This window comes from Bacillus cereus group sp. MYBK195-1 (assembly GCF_051916605.1).
In the GTDB taxonomy this organism is placed as follows: domain Bacteria; phylum Bacillota; class Bacilli; order Bacillales; family Bacillaceae_G; genus Bacillus_A; species Bacillus_A cereus.
Window position 1 is genome coordinate 20,454 of sequence record NZ_JBQAGZ010000011.1, and the last position, 24,354, is coordinate 44,807.

A 24,354-nucleotide genomic window follows, 5' to 3' on the forward strand; every position below is an offset into this window, starting at 1 on the left:
TTGAAAAAAAGAAAGATAGCAGTGGTCATTGTCGCATATACGGTTTTGCTTGCAACGTCTGTACATACGTATAAAAAACAAATTGATCATCCTATTATGAGTGATGTAGGTAAATTGCTTCCGACAAAAATAAAACGTGTTGAAAGTGCTACGGAAGAGCACTCGTTAATAAAATTAGTGCGAGATGCAAAAGTTTCAGGAGAGAAAATTTCCATTGCAGGCATGCAACATAGCCAAGGAGGACAGACATATTATCCGAATGGCACGATGCTCGATATGAAAGGATATAATAAAATATTAGAATTTGATCCAGAGAAGAAGCGGATTACAGTTCAAAGTGGTGTCACCTGGAATGATATTCAGAAGAAAATAAATCCTTATGGCCTTGCGGTACAGGTCATGCAGTCTCAAAATATTTTTACTGTTGGCGGTTCATTAAGTGTAAATGTACACGGGCGTGATATTCGTCATGAGGCACTGATTGATACAGTAGATTCATTTAGATTGTTAATGGCAGATGGCACGGTACGTAATGTAAGTAGAGAAGAAAATGCAGAGTTATTTCCATATGTCATTGGGGGTTACGGTTTATTTGGAGTTATTTTAGATGTGACGCTGAAGTTAACAGATGATGAATTATATGAAATGCACACGAGAATGATAGATTATAAAGAATACGCATCTTATTTCAAAGATAAAGTGAAAAGAGATGAGAATGTTCGTATGCACTTAGCGCGTATTTCTGTTGCTCCAAATTCATTTTTAAAAGAGATGTATGTGACAGATTATACTTTGGCACAAAATCAAAATATGAGAGAAGAGTACAGTGAATTAAAGGAAGAAAATATTATAGCTGCACCGAAATTTTTACTTGGTTTATCACGTTATAGTGATTGGGGAAAGAATACATTTTGGGATATACAAAGAGGTTATTTTGAACGTACAGATGGAAATTATGAGACGCGTAATAATGTTATGAGATCAGATAGTGCTTTTATGGAATATGAAAATCCAAATAGGACCGAAGTGTTACAAGAATACTTTGTGCCTATAGATGCTTTCACAGAGTATATAGATGATTTACGTAACGTATTAAATGAAGAAGAGTTTAATTTACTCAACATTACGATTCGTTACGTGGAAAAGAATGAAAATGCAGTTTTGTCCTATGCGAAAGATGATATGTTTGCGCTGGTTCTTTTGATTAACCAGGGACGCTCAGAGAGTGAGATAAAGAAAACAGAGGATGTCATTCGAAAGATGATTGATGTTACTTTAAAGCATAATGGTAGTTACTATTTGCCGTATTATTCTTATCCAACGAAAGAGCAGTTAAAGAGGGCATATCCTCGCATTGAAGAATTTCTCAAGAAAAAGAAGGAAGTAGATTCAGAAGAGAGATTTGTGAATTTATTTTATAGGGAGTATACGAAATGACATATAGAAGATTTGTGGCTTCGCAAAGTATCATCATGATGGCAGGAAGTATGGTATTTCCTTTTTATATATTATTGCTTCGAAACGTTGGAAATAGCTTCTCGCAATTTGGCTGGGCGTATGGCTTATTTGCTTTAACATCAGCACTTGTATATCCACTAGTGGGAAAGGTATCTGATCAAGTAGGGGATAAAAAATTATTAATCATATACGCTTGGTCCATGGCAATCTTAATGCTTTGCTTTCCAATTGCCACGGAAGTTTGGCATGTGTATATTCTTCAAATTGTAATGGGCGTTTTAGGTGCTGTGCAGCGTAATACTGAGAAGACTTCGTTAGCACGAAAGGTTGCGCAGGAAAAGGCTGGTTATGAGATTGGAAAATACCATGTGTGGACATCCATTGGCGGAGCAGTAGCGGTTATTGCCACGGGATATTTAGTAGATTTCTTTACAATTGGTACAATTTTTTATATTGCATCTATTTTATATGTAGTGAGCGGGATTGTATTAAGTAGTAAAAAAATATAACTATTCCTATTTTCACCTTAATACCCTTTATTTGTTATACTAAAAGGGAATACAAAAGAAAAGGGGACAGTGCCTTTGATGAAATTTGTAGTTTTAGCTATTCTTACTTTGTTTTTGATTCCATGGACAAGAAGTAGTAGTAAGCTTCGAGCAGTGGATAAGAAGGGAGATAAGAAGGTTGTAAAGGGTAAGAAATCATCTATTTTAGTTATTCCTGTTTTATTTTGGATAGGTATTGCAATCTATGAATACTTTTGGCTAATTGATGATCGAGTAGATTCGATTCTTACTCATTATTCTGTTGCAGTAGCAATTTTAATTGGGCTTGTTTTATTTTCACAAGATCAAATAGGGAAATTAGAAGGTACATTAAAAGGACTTCTAATGTTTATTTTACTCGCAAGTTACGGCTACTTTGGTTATTTGCACGATATAGTAATCTCGCAAAAGAAATATGATTCTGTTGTTAAGGTAGAGAAAGATATTTCAGAGCCATTTACTGAAAATGACCAGCCGTTTACAGTGCCGCCAAAGACAGCGGAGAATAAGATGAAAAAAGTATTTGGTGATATTCCAAAAGTAGCTTATTTTGAGCTAGGAGAATTAACGCCACAAATGGTAAACGGCGAAGCTTTATATGTAGCGCCGATTGAAGTTTCAGGTTTTTTTAAAGCACGTAAAGCTGAGACAATTCCAGGGTATGTAACGATGTCAGGTACGAATCCTGATGCGGAAGCGAAACTGCACCTCGGTTATAAAATGAAATATGTGCCAAGCATGTTTTTTGGTAATAATTTAGAGCGTGTGGTAAGGCAAGCAGAACCAAATTTAATCTTTAAAGGAAAACCTAAATTTGAGGTTGATGATAAAGGAAAACCATATTATACAATGACGTATGGTGAATTTATTTCAGGAAGATCTGGATTTGAGGTAGAAGGTGTTGTCGTAGTAGATGCACAAACAGGTGAAGTGAAAAGATATGATAAAGGAAAGGCACCTAAATTTGTTGATGGTGTATTAAATCATGAGACTGCATCTACGTTAAATACGTACTTTGGTAAATATATTCACGGATTTTGGAATACGAAATTTTCACAAACAGATATGAAAATTCCGACTGAGTGGGGAACGAAAGAAGGCGTGACCCCGATTTTTGGTAAAGATGGAACACTGTATTATTTTACAGACTTTACTTCTCCAAAAGAAGGAGTAGATTCAGCTCTAGGCTATTCATTAGTAGATGCACGCACAGGCAAGCTATATTATTATAATGGAAAAGAAGTAAAGGGGATTATGGATGGTTCAGCAGCTACAGAAGTAGTGGATAATTCCTTTAAGAGAGAGAAATGGCATGGGACAATGCCTGTCATTTATAACGTATACGGTAAACCAGCTTGGATTATTCCGGTTGTTGATGACGGAGGCCTAGTACGTGCGCATACAGTTGTATATGCTGCTAATGCAAAAATATTTGCGACAGGTTCTTCGCAGAAAGAAGCGCTTGAGAATTATAAAAACGTAATGAGCGGTAATGGTGATACATTTAGACCAACCTCAACAGGAAAAGAAGCGCAAAAAGAAGGTATTGTACAACGTGTATATAAAGAAAAATCTGGTGAAAATACAATCGTGTACGTACTTTTAGAGAATGAACAAAAGGTATTTATGATACCAGTGAAGAAATTTCCATATGCTATGTTTACAGAAGTAGGAGATCCAATTCAAATTACATATTTAGATACGGGAGAGACGATGGCCTCGGTATCTAAATTTACGAATAGCAATGTGAAAAAGTAAAGCGGTAGAATTTCTATCGCTTTTTTTACATTATGAAAGAGGAAAATGCACTGTACTTGACGTATGTTTATGATGTAACTATAATTGTTACGATTTAGTGTGTATAGGAAAGGGTGAATTGAAAAAGTGAATGAAGTTAATCACGAAATATATAAACCTGTAAAGGCAAACAGGTTGTGGATGATTCTTGTATTAGGGACACTTACGGCAATTGGGCCATTATCTATTGATATGTATTTGCCTTCATTACCGAAGTTAACGGATGACTTGCAAACAGGTGCATCCCTAGCGCAGCTTACATTAACAGCTTGTTTACTTGGGCTTTCAGTAGGGCAATTATTTGTTGGCTCAATTAGTGATATTTACGGAAGACGCAAACCACTTATTATTGCTCTTATTATTTATGTTGCTTCTTCTTTACTTTGTGCTGTTGCGCCATCTATTTGGACATTAGTATTATTGCGCTTCCTACAAGGAGCTTCAGGATCAGCCGGGATTGTTATATCACGTGCGATGGTAAGAGATATGTACTCAGGTTCTGAAATGACGAAGTTTTTCTCACTGCTTATGTTAGTAAACGGAGCAGCACCTATTTTGGCACCGATTATTGGGGGGCAATTGTTACAGTTTACAACGTGGCGCGGTGTTTTCATCGTTCTTGGAGCAATTAGCGTATTCATGTTAATCTCAGCTACTTTTGTATTACGTGAAACATTACCTCCTGAAGAAAGAGAAACGGGTGGTTTGTCAGGGACTTTGGCGACGTACGGAAAATTGTTAAAGGACCGTCTGTTTATGGGATATGCATTGTCACAAGGATTAGTAACAGCGGCAATGTTTGCATACATTTCGGGCTCACCATTTGTGTTGCAGAACATATACGGAGCATCACCACAGCAATTTAGTTTATTCTTTGCGATTAACGGCATCGGTATTATTATTGCTAGTCAGGTAACGGGTCGTTTAGCGGGGAAAGTGAATGAGAAGACATTATTTGTTGCGGGTATTATTATCGCAGCTGTTGGTGGTCTATCTTTACTACTGACAATCGTACTAGGAATAGGTTTAATTGGTGTTTTATGTTCGTTATTCCTTGTTGTATCAAGTGTCGGGGTTGTATCAACAACTGGGTTCTCATTAGCGATGAGAAATCAGAAACAAGCTGCAGGAACAGCATCAGCTTTATTAGGTTTATTACAGTTTATTTCAGGAGCTCTTGTTGCTCCGCTAGTAGGTATCGGTGGAAGTAATACAGCATTACCGATGGGTATTGTTATTGCGCTTTGTGAAGTAGGAGCAGTGTTATGTTATCTATTTATGGCCAGAAGAAGTGAGAAACAGTTTGAACTGCAACAAAAACAAAATCTAGAGGCTTAACAAAAAAGAACTGATTCAAAGGGAATGTTTGAATCAGTTCTTTTTTCATTTCTTTGAAATACCTCATACAGTTTTGTAAGGTGATGTAGTAAAGCATTGCAAAAATTATTTGTATAAAGTGACGATACTGTGACAAACATGTTGGTATATATATTACGGTGTCGTCTTAAGTGTAAAAAGTAGGATGTTCTCGGTATAATAACAAGTGGAGATAAAAGAAACTATAATGAGTAATAGTTGTAGATAAAAGGAGAAGAAGAGATGAAGAAGGTTTTGGGTATTGCCGTAATGGGAGGAATGCTCCTTCTAGCAGGATGTAATGGAAATAAAGATACGAAAGAACCGAAAGAAAAGGTAGAGCAATCTACAGAACAAACAGAAGAGATGAAAGAATACCGTGCAGTACATGAAAAATACGATACGAAAATGAATAAAGAAATTAATAAAGCACTGCAGTTATTTGAAGTAGCAAAAGAAAAGGGCGGTAAGGAAATAACGACTGCTACATATAAAGAAGATGTGCAAAAGGTAACAACGAGCATGTTAGAAGATATTGATCATATACGTAAAGAAATTCGTGTGCCGAAGTCGAAAGAGCAAGAACATGAAGTATATGTTGGTTTCTTGAATGAATCGGAGCAAGCAATGAAAAAATTACAGAAGTTAGCTAAAGAAGAAGATTCATCGTTGATTCGTGATATAGAAATTAATTTTGCAACAGCATCAACATACTATAAACGTTTTCAAGCAGAAATGAAAAAATAACCTTGCCTGTGCAAGGTTATTTTTTCTTCTTACTACCGCCTACTTCTTTATTTTATTTCTCTTTTGTATTCTTTTTTCGTTCCATCAGAGAAGACAACTTCTAAATCAAATTTTTGATAGTCTTTATCAAGTTTGAACACGTTCACTACTTGATCGATTACTTCTTGGTCAGCAGTATTTTTATCAAATTTTAATTCTTGTAAGAGTGGGCTTAATTTTGTGATAGCCTCGTCTCCTGTTAATTTTACATCTGCTTTATGATCTTCAATTTTTGCTTCCATTTTCTTATCAGCTGCTACATTTTTATAGTCTGCTTCGTAGTCTTTCTTTGTATCTTGGTAGTCTGCCTTTAAATCGAATTCATTGAAGTTTAGTTTTAAATCTGCAGGAGCCTCATTTTTTGCTTCTTCAGTCGTCTTTTTATTAGAAGTTGTGTCTTCTTTTGCAGGAGCTTTACATCCTGTTAATGCAGGTACTAGCATAAGAGCTAATAAAACTGATAGTAGAATTCTCATTATAAATTCCTCCTTATGTAAATTCGTTCTATACAAGTTTTTCCCAAAAACATGTAATTATGTATGTGTTGAAAATAAATTATTATTCTGTAGTTGCAAGGGCTAATCCGCAATTTAAATCAAAAAAGATTTGTATGTATATGGTAAATTGAAGTTGTGAGGAGGGGCTAAAATGCATGAAGAATATAAAGAGATAATAAAAAAATCAATTGAATATATAGAGAATCACTTACATGAGGAGCTTACAACAGAAAGAGTGGCATCTCACAGTGCAGTATCGATGTACCATTTTCATCGCATCTTTCAAAGATATGTTGGGATGAGTGTAACAGATTATATTCGAAAGAGAAGGTTAACTCATGCTGCGCAAGTTTTAGTGTCAACGGAGAGAGCTGTTATTGATATTGCAGTGCAATACGGTTTTTCCTCACAAGAGGCATTTACGAGAGCTTTTAAAAGAATGTTTCAATTGCCACCAAAGAAATATCGAAAGTACTTTCAGTCATTTTATATAGAAAGAGAGGGTGTTTCAATGCAAAAAGGTATACCGAAAGGATGGATCTTAAGTGGAAGTCATCCTGCTGAATATGAGATGGGTTTAGATTATGAAGTTGTCCATCAGGGGAAAGTATCTGCATACATAAAAGCAAAAGAGAATGTTACGCACGGAGGATTTTCAACATTAATGCAAATGTTCCGAGCGGATAAATATGTAGGAAAGAGATTACGTTTTACAGCATTTATTAAGAGTGAAAATGTAAGAGATTGGGCAGGATTGTGGATGCGAGTAGATGGAAAAGATACAGAACCGCTCGCTATGGATAATATGCAAAATCGCCCCATTAAAAATACGAATAACTGGCAATCGTACTCGGTTGTATTAGATATAAAAGAAGAAGCACTTGGTATTGCATTTGGTGTTTTATTATCAGGAGAAGGTTGTGTGTGGCTAGATAGTATTCGATTTGATGAAGTAGATGAAAAAATTCCTTCAACAGATTTGGCAGAGAACTTTTATGAAACACTTTTAGAAGAGCCAGTGAATCTACAATTTGAAGAAGTAGAAAAATAAAAAACAAGGAGAAAAGATATGCTCAAATATGTAAAACTAATAAGTATTAGTTTAGTAATATCGTCTTGTATTATGGGAATTAATTATTTAGTTAGCTATCTTTGGTCAGGGCATATACCTTCTTTGACGTGGAGAACATATTTGATGTTTGTGTTTATATTTATGATGAGTTTTGGTTCAATGCAAAAAGAAGGAAAAGAGGATTATTGACAATAGTCTTCTTCGCCTTTCTTTCATTAACACAAATGGTTGTAACTGTTTTTGGAGATGCAGGTATGATTTTCAATATCATCTCACTATCGTTACAACTTGTAAGTTTGGGTGTAATTGTACCACATGAAATGCTTTCTAAAACATATCAAACAATTGGTGAATTATTTCCTGCAATATATGCAGGAAATGGTTATTATACAATAATATTTGGAGGAGTTAGTTTAGAAAGAAATATTATTTCATTATTAGTTATTGTATTGGTTATACAATTAGTAGCAGGTATGATTTTAGCTATAAAAGGAATGGCAAAGGGAAGAGGAAGCTCTGTAGTTAAAGTTGTATAAAAGTAAAAAGGTATCCTTCATGGGATACCTTTTACTTTTGTTACTTTGCAACTTCTGTCCACTTGTAGTTAAACTCACCACCGAAGTCAGTTGTTACAAGTCCTTTAATGAAAGAGCGTTGTAAGTAAGAACGACCTTGTTGGTATAAAGGAGCGACAGCGCCGTCTTGTAATAGAATTTTTTCAGCTTGCTTCATTGCTTCAAAGCGTGCTTTTTCATCGCCAGCTAAATCTGTTTTCACTTTATGAATTAGCTCATCGTACTCTTTGTTAGAGTATTTATCGAAGTTATAAGCACTATCTGTTGTAAATAGATCTAAGAATGTAATTGGATCAGCGAAGTCAGGGCCCCAGCCGTCAATACCAATTTCATAGTCACCACTTAATAGTAGTTTTAGCTGTTGTTTACGTGGTTGTGGTTTTAAATTCACTGTTAATCCGTCTAAGTTTTTTTCTAATTCACCTTTTAAATATTCACCAGTCTTTTTAGCTAAAGCATTGTCACTTGTTAATAGTTCGATTGTTACTTTGTCAGTACCAAGTTCTTGTTTTGCTTTTTTCCAGTTTTCTTTCGCTGTTTTCACATCATCCTTGACTAGATTTCCATTTTCTTTACGGAAGTCGTTGCCTTCTGGGCTCTTTGCGAATTTCGCAGGAACCATTCCTTCAGCTGGAACAGCGCCGTTATTTAAAATTGTTTCTACGTAAGCTTTTTTATTCATTGCGCCGTTAATAGCAAGGCGTGCATGTTGATTTTTTAATGTTTCATTTTTCTGATTTAGTCGTAAGAATTGAATGCCGACTTCAGCGCGTTCCTTGAAGTTTGGATCGCTCTTATATTTATCAACAAACTCTGCAGTTAAAGCAACGCGATCAATTTGTCCTGAATCATATAAGTTCACTTCTGTAGACTTATCTTTAACGACATTGAAGTTGATTTCTTCTAATTTTACCGTTTTAGCATCCCAATAGTTAAGGTTTTTCTTCAATTGGAAGCTTTGTTCATGTTTCCAGTTCTCTAATGTGAAAGCACCGTTGTAAATTAAATGATTTGTTTCCAAACCATATTTATCACCTTGAGATTTTAAGTACTCTTCATTAATTGGTAAGAATGTTGAGAATGTCGTTAAGCTTAAGAAGTAGGGAACAGGACGGTCTAGTTGTACTTCTAACGTTTTGTCATCGACAGCTTTGACCCCTAGTTGATCAATTGGCAATTGTTTTTGGTTTATTTGTTTCGCATTCTTTATATCGAAGAATAAGAATGCGTATTCAGCTGCTGTATCAGGATTTACGGCACGTTGCCAAGCGAAGGCAAAGTCCTTTGCTGTAACAGGAGTACCGTTTGACCATTTTGAATCACGCAGATGGAATGTATATTTTGTTTTATCGGGACTAATGTCAACCGACTCAGCGACACCAGGAACCGGTTTATTATCTTCTCCCATTGCATATAACCCTTCAAAAACATTGCGCATTACGTTCATGGATTCCCCATCCGTTGCTTTTGCAACATCCATTGTTGGAATTTCTGAAGCGAATGATAAGTTAATTGCCTGTTTATCAGGTGCTTTATCGTTTGCTTTCGCTCCGCTTGCATTATCTTTATTTCCCCCGCAAGCAGTTAGTAATAGACTTGCCCCTAAAACAGATGCAACAACAGGTATAACTTTTTTCTTCATTGTTCGTTCCTCCCTAAATGTGTTGTTCGTAACGTCATAATGTCCATGTCTGAAGTAGCTATAGAAGGAGATAAAACCTATTATAAATATTTGTTTATAGGTAATCAGGTGTTCTATATGTATATACATGTTGATCTATAATCTATCGTTATATGTTTCAACGTAGTAGACATTATATTTTGATGGTGAAATATTTCGTTTCTTTGATTATTTAGAATATTAACACTGAAAAGAACTATATGTCAATAATAAAAATAGATTGTTAATTTCTTAGAATAATATATTGAAAAAGCAGATTCTCATGTGTGAGAGAACCTATTTTAAATATATTTTGCTAAAAAAACAATTGGTGTGGGCTAATAATAAGTGGGGATGAAGAAACCCCCACTTATTAAAGTTTCACTTTATTTTTCAATTTTTGCCCACTTGAAGTTTAATTGCCCTGCAAAGTCTACTTGCACAATTCCTTTCACATAAGAACGTTCTAAATAAGATTCGCCTTTTTGGTAAAGAGGAGCGATAACAGAGTCTTTAAATAATATTTTCTCGGATGCTAGTAATGCTTCCCAGCGAGCTTTTTCATCACCAGCTAAAGTTGTTTTCACTTTTGCTATTGTTTCATCGAATTCCTTATTAGAGTAATGATCTAAGTTATAAGGGTTATTCGTTGTAAATAGCTCAAGGAATGTAATTGGATCCGCAAAGTCAGGGCTCCAGCCATCAATTCCGATTTCGTAGTCACCTTTTAATAAAAGCGAAACTTGTTGCTTACGCGGTTGCGGTTTTATATTTACTGTTAATCCATCTAGATTCTTTTCTAGTTGTCCTTTTAAGAATTCACCAGTTTTCTTATCAAGGTCAGCATCACTCGTTAATAATTCTAATGTTATCTTTTCAGAACCAAGCTCTTGTTTAGCTTTTTTCCATAACTCTTGTGCAGATTTTGTATCAACTTTTGTTAAATCGCCATTTGCAGTACGGAAGTCTTTTCCTTCAGGTCCTTTTGCAAAGTTTTTTGGAACGAGACCAAATGTTGGTGTAGATCCATCATTTAATAACGTATTTACAAAGGATTTTCTATCAATTGTTTGATCAATTGCTTGGCGTGCAGAAACGTTTTGAAGCACTTTGTTTTGTTGATTCATACGTAAAAATTGTGCGCCTACGTTTGGACGTTCTTTAAAGTTAGCATCTTTTTTATATTTATCGACGAAGTCAGATGTTAGTTTTATACGATCTAATTGTTTTGACTCGAATAAATTTACTTCTGTTGATTTTTCTTTTACGACGTTAAAATTGATTTCTTCTAGTTTGACAGTATCTTTATCCCAATAGGTAGGGTTTTTCTTGAATTTAAAGCTTTGTTCGTGCTTCCAATCGCTTAGTGTAAAAGCTCCGTTGTACAAGATTGTATTATCTTCTAAAGCGTACTTATCACCTTGTGCTTTAAAGAATTCCTCGTTAATTGGTAGAAATGTTGGGAACGCTGTTAAGCTAATAAAATACGGAACAGGACGCTCCAATTCTACCTCAAACGTATGGTCATCAACTGCTTTTACACCAAGTTGGTCGGCTGGAAGTTCTTTGTTGTTAATTTTTGTTGCGTTTTTAATATCAAAGAATAGAAATGCATATTCAGAGGCTGTTGCTGGATCTACGGCTCTTTGCCAAGCGAACACAAAATCTTTAGCTGTAACAGGAGTGCCGTTTGACCATTTTGAATCTCGCAAATGGAATGTGTATTTCGTTTTATCGCCACTTACTTCATGAGATTTTGCAACACCAGGAACAGGTTTGTTACCTTCACCAAGATTATACAAACCTTCAAATACGTTTCGCATTACTTGACCAGAATCAGTATCTGTAGCACGAGCCGTATCCATTGTTCGTATTTCAGTAGGTGAAGATAAGTTTAAAACCTGTTTACTAGGTGCCTCGTCTTTTGCATTTGCTCCGCTTGCTTCGTTTTTATAACTACCGCAACCAGTTAATAAAATACTTACTCCTACAACTGATGCAATACCGGGTACAAACTTCTTTTTCATTTGATTTTCCTCCTAAATAATTAAGTTTGGATGATGATGAGGGAAATGAAAAATAAAAAATCCCTCTTTTCATATTGAGAAAGAGGGATTTTTACATACAAGTTATGCACCCGTATATAAACGAAGTCCCTCATTCTATCTTTCAAGCATAAAGCTTGCAGGAAGTGGCACAGTATTCAAAATGAACCTGTTGCCGAGGTTTCAAAGGGCCAGTCCCTCCACCTCTCTTGATACAATGAGTAAACGAATAAATTTTATTAATTTTTGTGTTTCTTTGATAATTCAAAATCTTACACCTTGAATAATGAAGTGTCAACTAAATGAAATATAGTTTAAATTTTCAGTTTTCTTAAACGAAAAAACCACTGCATAGGGCAGTGGTTTTTCTACTAGAAGTTAAAGTTATCTGGATCTGGACCAACGCGACGATCTTCATTTAAAGCTTGAATTGCTTTCATATCATCAGCATTTAATTCAAAGTCGAAGATGTTTGCATTTTCAATAATGCGATGTTCTTTAATTGATTTGGGAATTGTTACAACTTCGTTTTGTAAATCCCAGCGTAAAATAATTTGCGCAGTTGATTTATTATATTTTGTCGCAATTTCTTGTAACGTTGGATTATCTAGTAGTTGTCCTTGCATTAATGGTGACCAAGCTTCAAGCTGGATATTATGTTCTTTACAGAATGCATGTAACTCTTCTTGTGCTAAACGTGGGTGGTATTCCACTTGGTTGACCATTGGCTTAATTTCAGCAATTTCAAATACGTCTTGTAAGTGGTGAATGAGGAAATTACTCACACCGATAGCGCGAACACGGCCATCTTTATAAAGTTTTTCTAATGCTTTCCATGATTCGGTATATTTCCCTTTTACAGGCCAATGTACTAAATATAAATCTAAATATTCTAGACCTAATTTCTCTAATGTAGTTTCAAATGCTTGAAGTGTTGTTTCATATCCTTGATCGCTATTCCATACTTTTGAGGTAATAAATAATTCTTCGCGTGAAACACCGGATTCACGAATCGCTTGTCCAACGCCTTCTTCATTTTGATAGATTGCTGCAGTATCGATGCTGCGGTAGCCATTTTTAATTGCTGCTTTTACAGAATCAATTACTTCTGAACCATCTTCTACTTTAAAAACACCTAAACCAAACCAAGGCATTTTTACACCGTTATGTAATGTTGTATAGTCTTTTAAACTTGTTAAAATCATATTATTTCCCCCTAGCTTTTTTGTTTGTTGCTTCTATTGCTTTTTGAATTGCCTCTGAAAAATTATATTCGTATAAAGTTTTGAGACCCTCAGCTGTGGAACCACCTGGCGTTGTTACTTGTTCGCGGAGGTTAGCTGGATTTTGCGTTTGTTCGAGCATAGAAGCAGAGCCAGAAATCATTTGAATGACAAGATGTTTTGCGGTTTCTTCATCGACTCCATAACTTTTTGTTGTTTCAATTAAGCTTTCAGCAAAGTAATAAAGGAAGGCTGGTGCACTTCCAGTAACTGCAGTAAGCTGATGAACTTCTTCCTCAGTACAAAGTTGCGAAGTACCAATACCTTTTAAAAGCAGTTGCAGGGTTTCTTGATGCATCGCGTTTACTGATTGTCCCATTGTATATAAGGAGATAGATTTTCCAATTTCAGCAGCTGTATTAGGCATAATCCAAGCAACAGGCGTGCCCTTTGGGAGTCTAGCTTCTAAATAAGATGGTCCAATGCCGGCTGCGACTGTTACGACTAGTTGATTTGATAGTAACGGAGATAGCTCAGCTAATAACTCTTCATGAGCAGAAGGTGGCATTGCTAAAACAACCGTATCAACAGATGTAACATGCTGTTTCCAATCTGTTGCAGTAGACACATTATATCGATGTTGTAACTGTTTTAGCTTTTCTACGTTGCTTCGGTTAGAGACGATAATTTCTTCGATGTACTCTTTGCTTGTTTTAAGTAATCCGGAAAATATAGCTTCTGCCATACGACCGGCACCAATAAATAAAATTCGATGTTTAGTTAGCATATCCGTTATTCCTTTCTAGTAGAGATATGTTATAAAAACGATATCATCTTTAAGAGAATTTTGTAAAAAGAAAAGACTTACCGTAGATGGAATGGATAATGAGAAGGCGGAAATTCATGCTAATATTAGCTGTTATTAATCTCTTTATATGTGTAGCTGGTTTGCTAGAGTGGAAGAGCAATTATAAGGGGCAAGAACATACAAATAATTATATCTAGAAAATAATTAGAATTGAAAAACCCCTGAAGCATATATGCTTCAGGGGTTTACTAATAGAATATAAGATTATGCTTTTGTCATACCAAGTAATACAGCGCCGCCGATAATTAAAACACTACCGAGTGCAATAAAGATCAATTGGCGTTTTGTTTTCTTTTCACCTAAGAATACAATCGCACCGAATGTTGAGATAACGATTCCAGTTTGAGATAATGGGAAGCTTGTTGCTACTCCAACACGTGGTAATGAAAGAAGTAAGAATAAGTTTCCAGTTCCCCATAGTAAACCAGACAAAGCATTACGGATTGCATATTTGTTAAATGGTTTATGTTTAGACGTCAGTACAACTGCACCAACAAACATACCAACTGCTTGTGGTAAAATAGCAGACCAACCATCGATATTATACCAACGAATAATAATTACATATACAAGATAGCCGAAAGTAGAAACAATTAAAGTAAGAAGTCCTTTTTTCAATTGTCCAGGTGGCTGAGCATTTTCTTTATCATCTAATGATGTGAATACAACACCAACTACGATTAATAGGATTGCAATCGTTCCCAGAATGATCGTAGTAGTAGTAGTCCACTCACGGAAAGCGATAACCCCAAAGATAGAAGTTGCAACAAGTTGCATACCAGTAGAAATCGTTACAGTAGTTGAAACACCTAGTTTTTCAACTGTTTTTAATTGGTTTACTTGTCCTAAAGCCCAGAATAAACCTGAAATAAAACCAACAATTAAGATTGTCATTGTTAAAGCTGGTTGAGTAAATACATACATAATTGTTGCGAAGAATAGAGCACCGATTGTCATACCTACCGTTTGGCTATATGCACCACCGCCCATTTTTACGCTTACTAATAAGATGTTTCCCCATGCAATTGCAGGAAGAAGCGCTAATAAAATGTCCATTACAAGACTCCCTTCGGTTTGCTATACCAATATAGTTACATATCGTTCTAACGATCGGTAATGCCCCACTAATAGAGTAGAAGATTACCGATCGCTAAAACAGGATGAAGAATTCACGATATAAATGCGTTTTCATTTCTTCATTTTTTGAAACACCTCCATATAATAACAGGAAATTGCCTATTTTAGAAAGTGAATTCAAATAAAATGTATATTTTAATAAGAGGTAAAATTCAGTTATTTCCCGTTGGTATATTTTATTTCCTAAGAAATAAAGAAGCAGCTTCGAAAAAAGCTGCTTTAAGAGTTAGTAATTCTTTTATTAATAAGTTGAATACATAGTAGAAATAAGAGTGACATAACGATAGTAATAACTACAAGTGTCCAGGCGAGTTGCATATTACTTGCATCAATAGCCATGTAAATTGCAGTTGGGATTGTCTGTGTTTTACCAGGAATGTTCCCGGCAAACATAAGTGTAGCACCAAACTCACCGAGCGCGCGGACAAAGCTCAAAATCATCCCGCTTAGTAAGGCAGGAAATGCGAGTGGAAGTGTAACGTGCAGAAAAACTTGATATTCACTTGCGCCAAGGTCACGAGCACTTTCTTCAATTTGTACATTTGCGATAGAAAATCCCGTTTTCGCTGATTGGTACATAAGCGGAAATGCAACAACTGTAGAAGCGATGATCGCAGCAGTAGATGTGAACATAATAGACTGCTGAAATAATGATTCAACCCACTTTCCGATCGGGCTGTTGTTTCCAAAGATGATAATGAGAAAGAAGCCGATAACAGTTGGTGGAAGTACCATTGGTAATAAAAATATGGTTTCTAATAGTACTTTATATCGCCATGAGGAGCGAGCTAGTGCTCGCCCGACAATTGTCCCTAAAATTGTAACGAGAATAGTGGCGCACGCAGCTACTCTTAAAGATAGAAAGACAGGCGATAAAATAGCATCAATGCTCATAGTAATTACGACAGAACTGTAAATCCATATTTCTTAAAGATAGATTGTGCATCTTTTGACTGCAAATACTCATAAAATGAAGTCGCCTCTTTCTTATGTTTAGATTCCTTTATAACACCTAAAGGATAGTGGATTGGCTCATGAGAAGTAGCTGCTGCTGTCTCACCAATCTTTACTTTATCCGAAATGAGAGCATCTGTTTTGTATACGATACCAGCATCGACATTCCCTGTTTCTACATATGTTAACACTTGGCGAACATCTTTTGTAAATACGACTTTATTTTGAACATCATTCCAAAGGTTTTCGTGTGTTAGAGAAGCCTTTGCATATTTGCCAGCAGGTACAGATTCAGGTGTACCAAGTGCAATTTTTTTGATTTTCTCATCTTTTAAATCTTGAAATTTTGTAAGAGAACTATCTTTAGGGATGACTAGAACTAGTTCATTTCCAAGAAGATTTTTCCCTTCTTTTTCATTAATGAATCCTTTCTTTACAAGGGTTTGGAATTTATCTTCTGCTGCTGAGAAGAATAAATCAGCAGGTGCACCTTGTTCAATTTGTTGTTGAAGTGCTCCAGAAGCACCGAAGTTAAAAGAAAGTTTGATATTTGGCTCTTTTTCTTTATATTGTTTTTTGATTTCTTTTAATGCATCTTGTAAGCTTGCAGCAGCTGAGATAGTCAGTTCAACTGTTTTATCCTCTTTAGCAGTTGACTTTGTATGCTTTTCCCCACTTGTACAAGCAGCGCTAAATATAAGAAGGAAAGAAAGTATAAGTGCCCCGATGGAACGTAATGTAAATTTATTCATAAAAAAATCCCCTTTCATTTTGATACATCTAATTATAACTAAATATAACTAATTATAACTAGTTATAATTGAATATAATTTGAACATATATCTATTTTTAAAAAATAGGAGAAATATTCTTTTCTTTGTTACAATGAAAGGAGAAAGTGAGGAATCGTCTATGGATCATCATTCCTACACAACGGAAGAAGTAGCAAAGCGATTAAAAGTATCAAAATTAACTGTATACGACTTAATTAAAAAAGGAGAACTTCCTTCTTATAGAGTTGGTAGACAGATGCGCATTGATGCAGCAGATTTAGATCAATATATAAAGCAAATGAAAACAGGAAAAGTACAAGTTAATCCTGTAAAAAACGATGGTAGTAGTATCTTGAACACGTGTATTATTAGTGGTCAAGAACTAACGTTAGATATGTTAGCTAAACGTATAGAAAATCGTTTGCCAAGTTCTAATGTTTTAAGAGCGTATCAAGGTAGCTTAACGAGTTTAGTGAAAATGTATCAAGGAGAAGGAAGTATCGTTAGTTTGCATTTGTTTGATGGTGAAACGGGTACATATAATATTCCTTACGTAAAACGTATTTTAGTAGGACAGCCATGTCTTATGATTAATTTATTGTCCAGAAATGTAGGGTTTTATGTTCAAAAAGGAAATCCGAAGAAAATAAAGACATGGGCTGACATATCCGGGTCCACTATAAAGTTTGTGAATCGAGAAAAGGGTTCTGGTATTAGAGTGTTAGTGGATGAACAATTACGAATCCAAAAATTAAATAAAGCTGATATTAGTGGATATGAATGGGAAGAATCGAATCATCTTGGTGTTGCCACTCAAGTTGCAAATGGAAAAGCTGATGTAGGAGTAGGTTCAGAAAAGTTTTCGCAAATTGTAAATGTGGACTTTATTCCAATCATGAAAGAACAGTATGATTTAGTAATTTTGAAGAATAAAGAAAATGAAGAGTTGATTGAAGTTGTGAAAGACATTCTGCAATCGAAAGAATTTCATAATGAATTAAATGCGATTGGCGGATATGATATTACGAAAACAGGTCAAATTGTATATGAAACAAACTAAAAAGCTGCTTGTCTATAAGACGAGCAGCTTTTTCTATATAAAGGGGGTTGGGGAAACAAAGTGTTAAACAAGACCTTGAGCAAGTGTATAAATGAAAGCCGTAAGAAGAGTAGCTCCACTTGCAAGTCCGATAAAGTCTGATTTGTTGAAAGTAATGTTGTTCATTATAATCTCTCCTTATTTGTTTAATGTAGTTGCAACAGCTTTTGCATCGACAAGTGCGGATAGCACCATGCCCATTGTATTTAAAAGTTTATTTGATTTCATATTGTTCATCATGCGTATCCGCTCCTTTTCGAATTGTTGTTGCCCTGCTTATGTCTTAATTATAGGAAATATGTCTACTTGCAACTATCGAATTAGCTTACGAAAGACTTACACTTTTGTAAGAAAAAAAGACATTCGTGTAAGAATGTCTTTCATAGCATATTGATATGATGATGTTCTTCAATTGTTTTTAAAAAACTACGCATTGAATTCGTCATATAGCTATCTTTACGGCGTATGAAAACCGTTGAAATACTGCCGTATTTTTCAGGGATTGCATGACAATGTACCTTACCTGCTTTAGAAAGATGATGGACAGCAGACTGTGGTACGAGTGTAATTCCGAGACCGAGTGCAACACTGTTTAATATTGTCTCTAATATATTGAATTCCATAATTCTTTTTGGTAGCAAACCTTCATCTTTAAGCCAACGTTCTAGTTTGGAGCGGTATCCACATCCTTGGTTAAAAACGAGTAGAGGAGTTGTTGTAAATTCTTCTATATGAAAGGCTTTATTTTGTGTTATAAGCATTAATTTCTCTGTACTAACATCGTATTGTTCGATTAGTGGATGTTTAATAGGACCTGATATAAAGGCACCATCTAATTGGTGATCAAGTACTTCTCTAATTAATTCTTCTGTTAGACCCGCTTGTAATGATAAATCGACATTCGGATAGCTTTTATAGTAAGAAGATAAAATGGTAGGCAGTGTACTTACTGTTTCGACTGTACCGATTTTTAATATACCGGAGGGTGTTTCGCTATCTAAAAATACTTGTTTTAGTTCATCGACATCTTGCAAAATTTTACTAACATAAACGAGCATTTTTCTTCCTTCAGCTGTTAAAGTCATTCCTCGTTTATGGCGGTAAAAGAGTGGGGTTTTTAATTCGTTTTCTAGTTGTTTAATACGTGCAGTTACATTTGATTGTACATAATTTAATTCCTTTGCTGCGCTACTTACACTACCCTGATCGGCAACGCTTTTAAAGATTTGTAAGTCTCGTAATTCCATTTTGTAATCCCCCTTGATGTTAACTATCATTATAAATGATAGTTAACATCATTTTGAATCATTTTACGTGATATATTTTTTCTTTTACAATTCTCTTTGTGCAAATAGAAAGAAACGGGGGATTGCGGTGAGAAGAGGTCAAATGATAATAGGGGCTTTAGCGTGTTTAATTGCGAGTATGTCATGGGGAGCGATGTTTCCAGTTGCTGATCATGCGCTAGAATACATAGATCCATTTTATTTTTCGTTTATTCGCTATGGAGCAGTGGCGATAATGCTGATTGTATTGTTGTTAATGAAAGAAGGAAAACAGGCATTTCGTTTAGAGGGAAGAGGAAAGTTACTCGTCTTTTTTGGAACGATGGCATTTACAGTATATAATGTCCTCATATTTTTAGGGCAAATGTTGATGGGTAAGTCGGGTGTAATGGTAGCTTCCATTATGGAAGCACTTATGCCGATGATTTCTATTTGTATTTTATGGGGATATAAGCATATAAAACCGAAGAAGTATATGATAACGAGTATGGTTATTGCTTTTGTAGGAGCTGTGTTTGTTATTACAAAAGGTGACATGAGTTTCTTTGTAACATTGAAAGATAATATGTTCCCATTAGCATTTATATTTATTGGTGTTGTAGGCTGGGTTATTTATACGATGGGTGGTCAAACTTGTAGTGATTGGTCAACATTACGTTATTCTACGTTGACGTGTGTATTCGGTACGACTGTTACAGCGATTATAACGGTAATTATTACGTCGCTTGGATATATTTCAGTTCCGAGTATGGGAACGATTTCTATTGTGAAATATGATTTGTTATTTATGATGACATTGCCAGGTATTGTAGCGCTACTTGCTTGGAACTATGGTGTGAAAATTTTATCATCCATTAATGGGATTTTATTTATTAATTTTGTACCAATTACGACTTTAGCTATTATGATGATGCAAGGGTATCAAATCACAATGTTTGATATTATAGGGACTGTACTTGTTATTGCAGCGCTTATTCGCAATAACGTTTGTCAGAGAAAAGAAGAAAATATAAATAAGAGAGTTTTACAAGAAGAACAATTACGTCAAGCTGTTTAATAGGCAAATGGAGGATTTTACATGTTAGAAAGTTTATTGTTTTTCTTCGCCGTCGGAGTTGCCTGTGAGCTTGCAGCAATTAATCGAAATGGTCGTAAAAAGATAAAACAACAAGCTGAGCTGATACAGCTTTTAAAAGAATTGAAAGAAAGAAAAAATTAAAAAGACGACCGGGCATAGACGGTCGTCTTTTTCTATATAAAGGGGAAAGGGGACACAAAGTTATACAAGCGTAGCAGCGTAAATAAAAGCAGTAAGAAGAAGAGAGCCGCTAGCTAATCCTAAAAAGTCTAATTTGTTAAAAGTGATGTTATTCATAATACATTCTCCTTACTTGTTTAATGTAGAAGCAACAGCTTTTGCATCAAAAAGAGCCGATAATACCATGCTCATTGTATGTAAGAAATTGTTCGTTTTCATTTTGTTCATCATATTAATCGACTCCTTTTCGAATAATTGTTGCCCTGTTTCTGACTTAATTGTATGAAATATAGTAAGAAGTAACTATCGAATTAGCTTACAAGAAAATTACACTTTTGTAAGAATTAAAATGTAACAATTCATACTCATTTTTATTACCAACTCCTAAAACTTAGTGTTATAATTGTTGTAAGAATATGATTATACTTCGGATGTTTAGAAAGGAACGAAATAAATGTATAAACCAATTACATTTTTGTTGAAATATATATTTAAAACAGCTGGGAAAGTAGACGTGCAAGGAAGAGAAAAGCTACCAGAAGGTGGTCCGTATGTTGTTGCGTGTACACATACAAGTTTTATGGATGTATTAATGTTAGCTACAGGGATGTACCCAACTCAAATTCATTACATGGCAAAAAAAGAATTATTTGAAGGGAAATTCAAAAATTGGTTCTTTAAAAATGTAAATGCATTCCCTGTAGATCGCGCGAATCCGGGACCGAGTACACTTAAAATTCCATCACGTTTATTAAAAGAAGGAAAGGTAGTAGGGATTTTTCCGAGTGGAACGAGATCAGCGGAAGATGTTTCATTAAAAGCGGGTGCTGTGACAATTGCGATGCGTTCTAATGTACCTTTAGTGCCGGCAGCTTATGTTGGTCCATCAAGTGTAAAAGAATTAATAAAGGGGAAAAAGGCACAATTGATTTTTGGAGATCCGATTCAAATTGAGGCTGGAGAACAAATAGATCGAAAAACTGCTATGAAAATGATGACAGATCAATTAAATGAGAAATTTGAGGAGTTAAAAGAAGCTTTGCAATCAAATCAAAAATAAGAAAAGACGACCGGGCATAGACGGTCGTCTTTTCTATTACTATTTATAATAAAGGGGAAAGGGGACACAAAGTTATACAAGCGTAGCGGCGTAAATAAAAGCAGTAAGAAGAAGCGAGCCACTAGCTAGTCCTAAAAAATCTAATTTGTTAAAAGTGATGTTATTCATAATATATTCTCCTTACTTGTTTAATGTAGAAGCAACAGCTTTTGCGTCGATAAGAGCGGAAAATACCATGCCCATTGTATGTAAGAAATTGTTCGTTTTCATTTTGTTCATCATATTAATCCGCTCCTTTTCGAATGGTTGTTACCTTGTTTCTGACTTAATTGTATGAAATGTTGCCGAAAGTCACTATCGAATTAGCTTACAAAAAAATTACACTTTTGTAAGAGAAATGAATGAAGGTGTAATGATAAGAAGATTTGACATATGTTCATGAGATTCATTAACTTAAAGATAGAGGTGAGTGTATGGCTAATATTAAAGATATCGCAAAGATGGCGGGAGTTTCAGTTACGACTGTTTCGAGAGTGTTGAATGATCACCCATATGTAAGTGAAGAAAAAAGAAAAGCGGTTATAGAGATAGTTGAGAAATTGAATTACTCGCAAAACGCAAATGCTGTTCATTTATCAAAAGGAAAGACGAATATTGTTGGTGTGATTTTACCGTATATTAATCATCCGTGTTTTGATGCGATGGTGAGCGGAATGATGGAGATTGCGTTAACTCATAATTACAGAGTGTTACTTTGCCAAACGAATTATAATAAAAAAGAAGAAATGAAAAGTTTACATATGTTAAAAACAAAACAATTGGATGGTCTTATTATTTGTTCCCGTGCAAATGATTGGGAAACGATAGAACCGTATGCTTCTTACGGCACAATAATTGCTTGTGAAGACAATGATATTTCAAACATCTCAAGTGTATATACGAATCATTCAGCGGCCTTTCAATTAGGAATGGATTATTTGATTGAGAAAGGTTATAAAAAAATTGGTTATTGTACGGGAAGAAAATTAGGGCCGAGTAGTCAAAAGCGTTTTGATGTTTATAAACAGCAATTGCAATCTATAGACGAAGAGGTTAATGAAGAATGGATTTTTACAGAATGTTTTACACTAGAAGATGGTGTAAAAGTGGCTCATAAGTTAAAAGAGATGCAGGATCTTCCTGAAGCATTAATAGTAGCAGGTGATGAAGTTGCGATTGGGGTTATGACAGAGGTTGAAAAATTAGGGATTCAAGTTCCTGAGGATTTAGCGATTATTGGCTTTGATAATCAACCTATCTCGCAAGTGTTACAATTGACAACTATTGATCAAAATTTAAAGGAGATAGGGAAAACTGCTTTTGAAATGTTGCATAGAAAAGTGAATGACGAGAGTTCTGAACAAGAAAAGCTGGAAATTCCATACGAACTTGTGGAACGCTCTACGGTTTAATTTTAATCCGTTATGTGTATAATCGCATAACGGATTATTTTTTTGAAATATCTTTGACAGGAAACGCGTTTCATACTTTATAAAGGAGTTAAACCGGTCTGTAATATCCATGGATTCTTTTCAAGTGTTAAAGCAGTGAATAGAATTTGGAGGAATATGCATGAATGAACTTTTATCGAGTATGAAAAAGTATGTAGATGATGATGAAAAGATTTTGGTTTTTGTGGTAGGGATATTTGAGAAGGATAATTTTATATTATCGTATCAACATGGGGTTTTTGTTGCCACTACTAGACGTCTCCTTTTTTACGGGGAATTTCCGTACTATCCTTCAACATTTAAAGAGTACTCATATTTGCATATAGATAGCATAGATTTTCATCCGTACTTTGAGTTTACTTGTAATCATGAAACCATTCGCGCTAAGTATATTCAGAAAGGGAATGTGGAGCAATTTGTCCGTGCAGTTAGAGCAAATATGAATAATTAATCAACCCTCTGTTTAAACATAATATTTCAATTTTTAAGAGGGGAAATGCGGAATAAAAACCACTTCTAAACCTCTAGGAGATAGTGATACAATGTCAAATGGGGGGAGGGTATGAACTATGGTTAATCAACGTATAAAGGAAATAACACTAATTACAATTGGTTCATTATTATTCGCAATTGGTATTAATTACTTTGCAATTCCAAACCGTTTATCGGAAGGTGGAATTATTGGTTTAACGGTTGTTACGTACTACTTATTTGATTGGTCACCAGGGATTGTGAATTTTGCTATAAATGCAATTTTACTAGCTATTGGTTATAAATTTTTTGATAAGAAAACAATGATTTATACAATTTTAGGGATTGTAGAAACATCTTTGTTTTTATACGTTACAGAACATATTGAGTATCATGTAAATAGTGATACATTATTAGCAGCTTTATTTGCTGGTTTATTTGTGGGTATTGGATTAGGCTGTATGTTCAAAGCCGGAGGTACATCGGGAGGGTCAGCAATCTTAGCTCGGTTAGCAAATCAATATTTAGGTTGGAGCGTAGGTAAAGGCGTACTAATTATTGATATTGTTGTAATTGCTGGTTCTGTATTTATAATAGGGCAAGAAAAGGCAATGTATACACTTGTAGCTGTGTTCATCGGAGCGAAGGTGATTGATTTCATTGTAGAAGGAATGGATACAAAAACGGCTGTTACGATTATTTCGAATCAACCAGATTTAATTCGTGAAGCTATTACGAAAAATATGACACGCGGTGTTACTGTATTAGAAGGGCGCGGCGGATATACTGGTAAAAATAAAGAAGTTTTATATGTTGTTATTAATAAACAAGAGCTTGTTAAGTTAAAACAAGTTATTAGCCGGGTAGATGAAGATGCTTTCGTTGTTATACATGATGTACGTGATGTACTTGGCGGTGGCTTTAAAGCAAGCTAAAAGGTG

General features: G+C 35.0%; 27 protein-coding genes and 1 riboswitch. Of the genes, 15 read left to right on the top strand and 12 right to left on the bottom strand.

From position 1 onward, the window contains the following. From ACTFRY_RS27385 to ACTFRY_RS27405, 5 genes are all read left to right on the top strand, one after another. Complete coding sequence (locus tag ACTFRY_RS27385) at positions 1-1,437, top strand: FAD-binding protein (RefSeq protein WP_141541509.1); 1,437 nt, start codon at positions 1-3, stop codon at positions 1,435-1,437. Beyond that, positions 1,434-1,967: an MFS transporter gene (locus tag ACTFRY_RS27390; RefSeq protein WP_000222367.1), complete on the top strand. Its 534-nt coding sequence runs from the start codon at positions 1,434-1,436 to the stop codon at positions 1,965-1,967. Before ACTFRY_RS27385 ends, ACTFRY_RS27390 begins: the two co-directional genes overlap by 4 nt. A gap of 78 nt (positions 1,968-2,045) precedes the next feature. Continuing rightward, entirely contained in the window at positions 2,046-3,764 is a 1,719-nt protein-coding gene (locus tag ACTFRY_RS27395; protein ID WP_000674048.1) for a DUF3981 domain-containing protein, read from the top strand. Positions 3,765-3,881: 117 nt separating this feature from the next. Further along, the gene (locus tag ACTFRY_RS27400) at positions 3,882-5,141 is read left to right on the top strand and encodes a multidrug effflux MFS transporter (protein ID WP_223153447.1); all 1,260 of its coding nucleotides are present in this window, start codon (positions 3,882-3,884) and stop codon (positions 5,139-5,141) included. 261 nt (positions 5,142-5,402) lie between these two features. After that, a complete protein-coding gene (locus ACTFRY_RS27405; protein ID WP_000756518.1) occupies positions 5,403-5,906 on the top strand; it encodes a hypothetical protein in 504 nt (167 codons plus the stop codon). A gap of 47 nt (positions 5,907-5,953) precedes the next feature. Here the strand turns inward: ACTFRY_RS27405 and ACTFRY_RS27410 are convergent, their stop codons facing one another. Then, the gene (locus ACTFRY_RS27410; protein ID WP_001221553.1) at positions 5,954-6,421 is read right to left on the bottom strand and encodes a YusW family protein; all 468 of its coding nucleotides are present in this window, start codon (positions 6,419-6,421) and stop codon (positions 5,954-5,956) included. Between the two features lie 172 nt (positions 6,422-6,593). Between ACTFRY_RS27410 and ACTFRY_RS27415 the strand changes: the two genes are divergently transcribed. Genes ACTFRY_RS27415 through ACTFRY_RS27425 form a run of 3 tightly spaced genes read left to right on the top strand, consistent with a single transcriptional unit; the run spans position 6,594 to position 8,050 of the window. Then, entirely contained in the window at positions 6,594-7,493 is a 900-nt protein-coding gene (locus ACTFRY_RS27415; RefSeq protein WP_000544203.1) for a helix-turn-helix transcriptional regulator, read from the top strand. An 18-nt stretch (positions 7,494-7,511) separates the two neighbouring features. Beyond that, positions 7,512-7,703: a hypothetical protein gene (locus ACTFRY_RS27420; RefSeq protein WP_000922547.1), complete on the top strand. Its 192-nt coding sequence runs from the start codon at positions 7,512-7,514 to the stop codon at positions 7,701-7,703. After that, the gene (locus ACTFRY_RS27425; RefSeq protein ID WP_000156941.1) at positions 7,700-8,050 is read left to right on the top strand and encodes a hypothetical protein; all 351 of its coding nucleotides are present in this window, start codon (positions 7,700-7,702) and stop codon (positions 8,048-8,050) included. The genes ACTFRY_RS27420 and ACTFRY_RS27425 overlap by 4 nt, the downstream gene beginning before the upstream one ends. Positions 8,051-8,090: 40 nt before the next feature. Here the strand turns inward: ACTFRY_RS27425 and ACTFRY_RS27430 are convergent, their stop codons facing one another. From ACTFRY_RS27430 to modA, 7 genes are all read right to left on the bottom strand, one after another. Further along, complete coding sequence (locus tag ACTFRY_RS27430) at positions 8,091-9,731, bottom strand: peptide ABC transporter substrate-binding protein (protein WP_023520842.1); 1,641 nt, start codon at positions 9,729-9,731, stop codon at positions 8,091-8,093. A gap of 404 nt (positions 9,732-10,135) precedes the next feature. Then, positions 10,136-11,776 carry a peptide ABC transporter substrate-binding protein gene (locus ACTFRY_RS27435; protein ID WP_098617140.1) on the bottom strand — a complete coding sequence of 547 codons (1,641 nt, stop codon included), beginning with the start codon at positions 11,774-11,776 and terminating at the stop codon, positions 10,136-10,138. 132 nt (positions 11,777-11,908) lie between these two features. Beyond that, a riboswitch (SAM riboswitch) is annotated at positions 11,909-12,013 on the bottom strand. A 152-nt stretch (positions 12,014-12,165) separates the two neighbouring features. Then, positions 12,166-12,999 (bottom strand): aldo/keto reductase, encoded by an 834-nt coding sequence (locus tag ACTFRY_RS27440; protein WP_098617139.1) that lies wholly within the window; start codon positions 12,997-12,999, stop codon positions 12,166-12,168. A gap of 1 nt (position 13,000) precedes the next feature. Next, a complete protein-coding gene (gene proC / locus ACTFRY_RS27445; RefSeq protein WP_016119000.1) occupies positions 13,001-13,804 on the bottom strand; it encodes a pyrroline-5-carboxylate reductase in 804 nt (267 codons plus the stop codon). A 285-nt stretch (positions 13,805-14,089) separates the two neighbouring features. Next, a complete protein-coding gene (locus ACTFRY_RS27450) occupies positions 14,090-14,941 on the bottom strand; it encodes a GRP family sugar transporter (RefSeq protein ID WP_000353544.1) in 852 nt (283 codons plus the stop codon). A gap of 300 nt (positions 14,942-15,241) precedes the next feature. Beyond that, positions 15,242-15,916, bottom strand: coding sequence for a molybdate ABC transporter permease subunit (modB, locus tag ACTFRY_RS27455; RefSeq protein ID WP_016119001.1), 675 nt, complete (start codon positions 15,914-15,916; stop codon positions 15,242-15,244). A gap of 5 nt (positions 15,917-15,921) precedes the next feature. Beyond that, positions 15,922-16,728 carry a molybdate ABC transporter substrate-binding protein gene (gene modA / locus ACTFRY_RS27460; protein ID WP_098617138.1) on the bottom strand — a complete coding sequence of 269 codons (807 nt, stop codon included), beginning with the start codon at positions 16,726-16,728 and terminating at the stop codon, positions 15,922-15,924. 160 nt (positions 16,729-16,888) lie between these two features. Here modA and ACTFRY_RS27465 point away from each other — a divergent pair, with 160 nt between their 5' ends. Then, positions 16,889-17,809, top strand: a complete 921-nt coding sequence (locus tag ACTFRY_RS27465; protein ID WP_016119003.1) for a substrate-binding domain-containing protein — start codon at positions 16,889-16,891, stop codon at positions 17,807-17,809. Positions 17,810-17,872: 63 nt separating this feature from the next. On the opposite strand, the gene ACTFRY_RS27470 is transcribed toward ACTFRY_RS27465, so the two are convergent. Both ACTFRY_RS27470 and ACTFRY_RS27475 read right to left on the bottom strand, forming a co-directional pair. Further along, positions 17,873-17,974, bottom strand: coding sequence for a DUF3948 family protein (locus ACTFRY_RS27470; RefSeq protein WP_001060018.1), 102 nt, complete (start codon positions 17,972-17,974; stop codon positions 17,873-17,875). Between the two features lie 254 nt (positions 17,975-18,228). Beyond that, on the bottom strand, positions 18,229-19,095 hold the full coding sequence (locus ACTFRY_RS27475) for a LysR family transcriptional regulator (RefSeq protein ID WP_000423032.1): 867 nt from the start codon (positions 19,093-19,095) through the stop codon (positions 18,229-18,231). 127 nt (positions 19,096-19,222) lie between these two features. Here ACTFRY_RS27475 and ACTFRY_RS27480 point away from each other — a divergent pair, with 127 nt between their 5' ends. Both ACTFRY_RS27480 and ACTFRY_RS27485 read left to right on the top strand, forming a co-directional pair. Further along, complete coding sequence (locus ACTFRY_RS27480; RefSeq protein ID WP_136985968.1) at positions 19,223-20,191, top strand: DMT family transporter; 969 nt, start codon at positions 19,223-19,225, stop codon at positions 20,189-20,191. A gap of 21 nt (positions 20,192-20,212) precedes the next feature. Further along, positions 20,213-20,353 carry a YrzO family protein gene (locus ACTFRY_RS27485; protein ID WP_000894065.1) on the top strand — a complete coding sequence of 47 codons (141 nt, stop codon included), beginning with the start codon at positions 20,213-20,215 and terminating at the stop codon, positions 20,351-20,353. Positions 20,354-20,413: 60 nt separating this feature from the next. On the opposite strand, the gene ACTFRY_RS27490 is transcribed toward ACTFRY_RS27485, so the two are convergent. After that, positions 20,414-20,509, bottom strand: a complete 96-nt coding sequence (locus ACTFRY_RS27490) for a DUF3948 family protein (RefSeq protein ID WP_001060007.1) — start codon at positions 20,507-20,509, stop codon at positions 20,414-20,416. 337 nt (positions 20,510-20,846) lie between these two features. Between ACTFRY_RS27490 and ACTFRY_RS27495 the strand changes: the two genes are divergently transcribed. Further along, positions 20,847-21,452 (top strand): lysophospholipid acyltransferase family protein, encoded by a 606-nt coding sequence (locus ACTFRY_RS27495; protein WP_000277767.1) that lies wholly within the window; start codon positions 20,847-20,849, stop codon positions 21,450-21,452. 72 nt (positions 21,453-21,524) lie between these two features. Here ACTFRY_RS27495 and ACTFRY_RS27500 read toward each other — a convergent pair whose 3' ends face one another. After that, positions 21,525-21,620, bottom strand: coding sequence for a DUF3948 family protein (locus ACTFRY_RS27500; RefSeq protein WP_001060007.1), 96 nt, complete (start codon positions 21,618-21,620; stop codon positions 21,525-21,527). A gap of 305 nt (positions 21,621-21,925) precedes the next feature. Between ACTFRY_RS27500 and ACTFRY_RS27505 the strand changes: the two genes are divergently transcribed. The 3 genes from ACTFRY_RS27505 to ACTFRY_RS27515 all read left to right on the top strand — a co-directional run bounded on the left by ACTFRY_RS27505 (position 21,926) and on the right by ACTFRY_RS27515 (position 24,348). Further along, a complete protein-coding gene (locus tag ACTFRY_RS27505) occupies positions 21,926-22,903 on the top strand; it encodes a LacI family DNA-binding transcriptional regulator (protein ID WP_001273898.1) in 978 nt (325 codons plus the stop codon). Positions 22,904-23,063: 160 nt separating this feature from the next. Further along, positions 23,064-23,393, top strand: coding sequence for a PH domain-containing protein (locus ACTFRY_RS27510; protein WP_001004249.1), 330 nt, complete (start codon positions 23,064-23,066; stop codon positions 23,391-23,393). A gap of 118 nt (positions 23,394-23,511) precedes the next feature. Further along, a complete protein-coding gene (locus tag ACTFRY_RS27515) occupies positions 23,512-24,348 on the top strand; it encodes a YitT family protein (RefSeq protein WP_000248040.1) in 837 nt (278 codons plus the stop codon). Positions 24,349-24,354 lie beyond the last annotated feature (6 nt).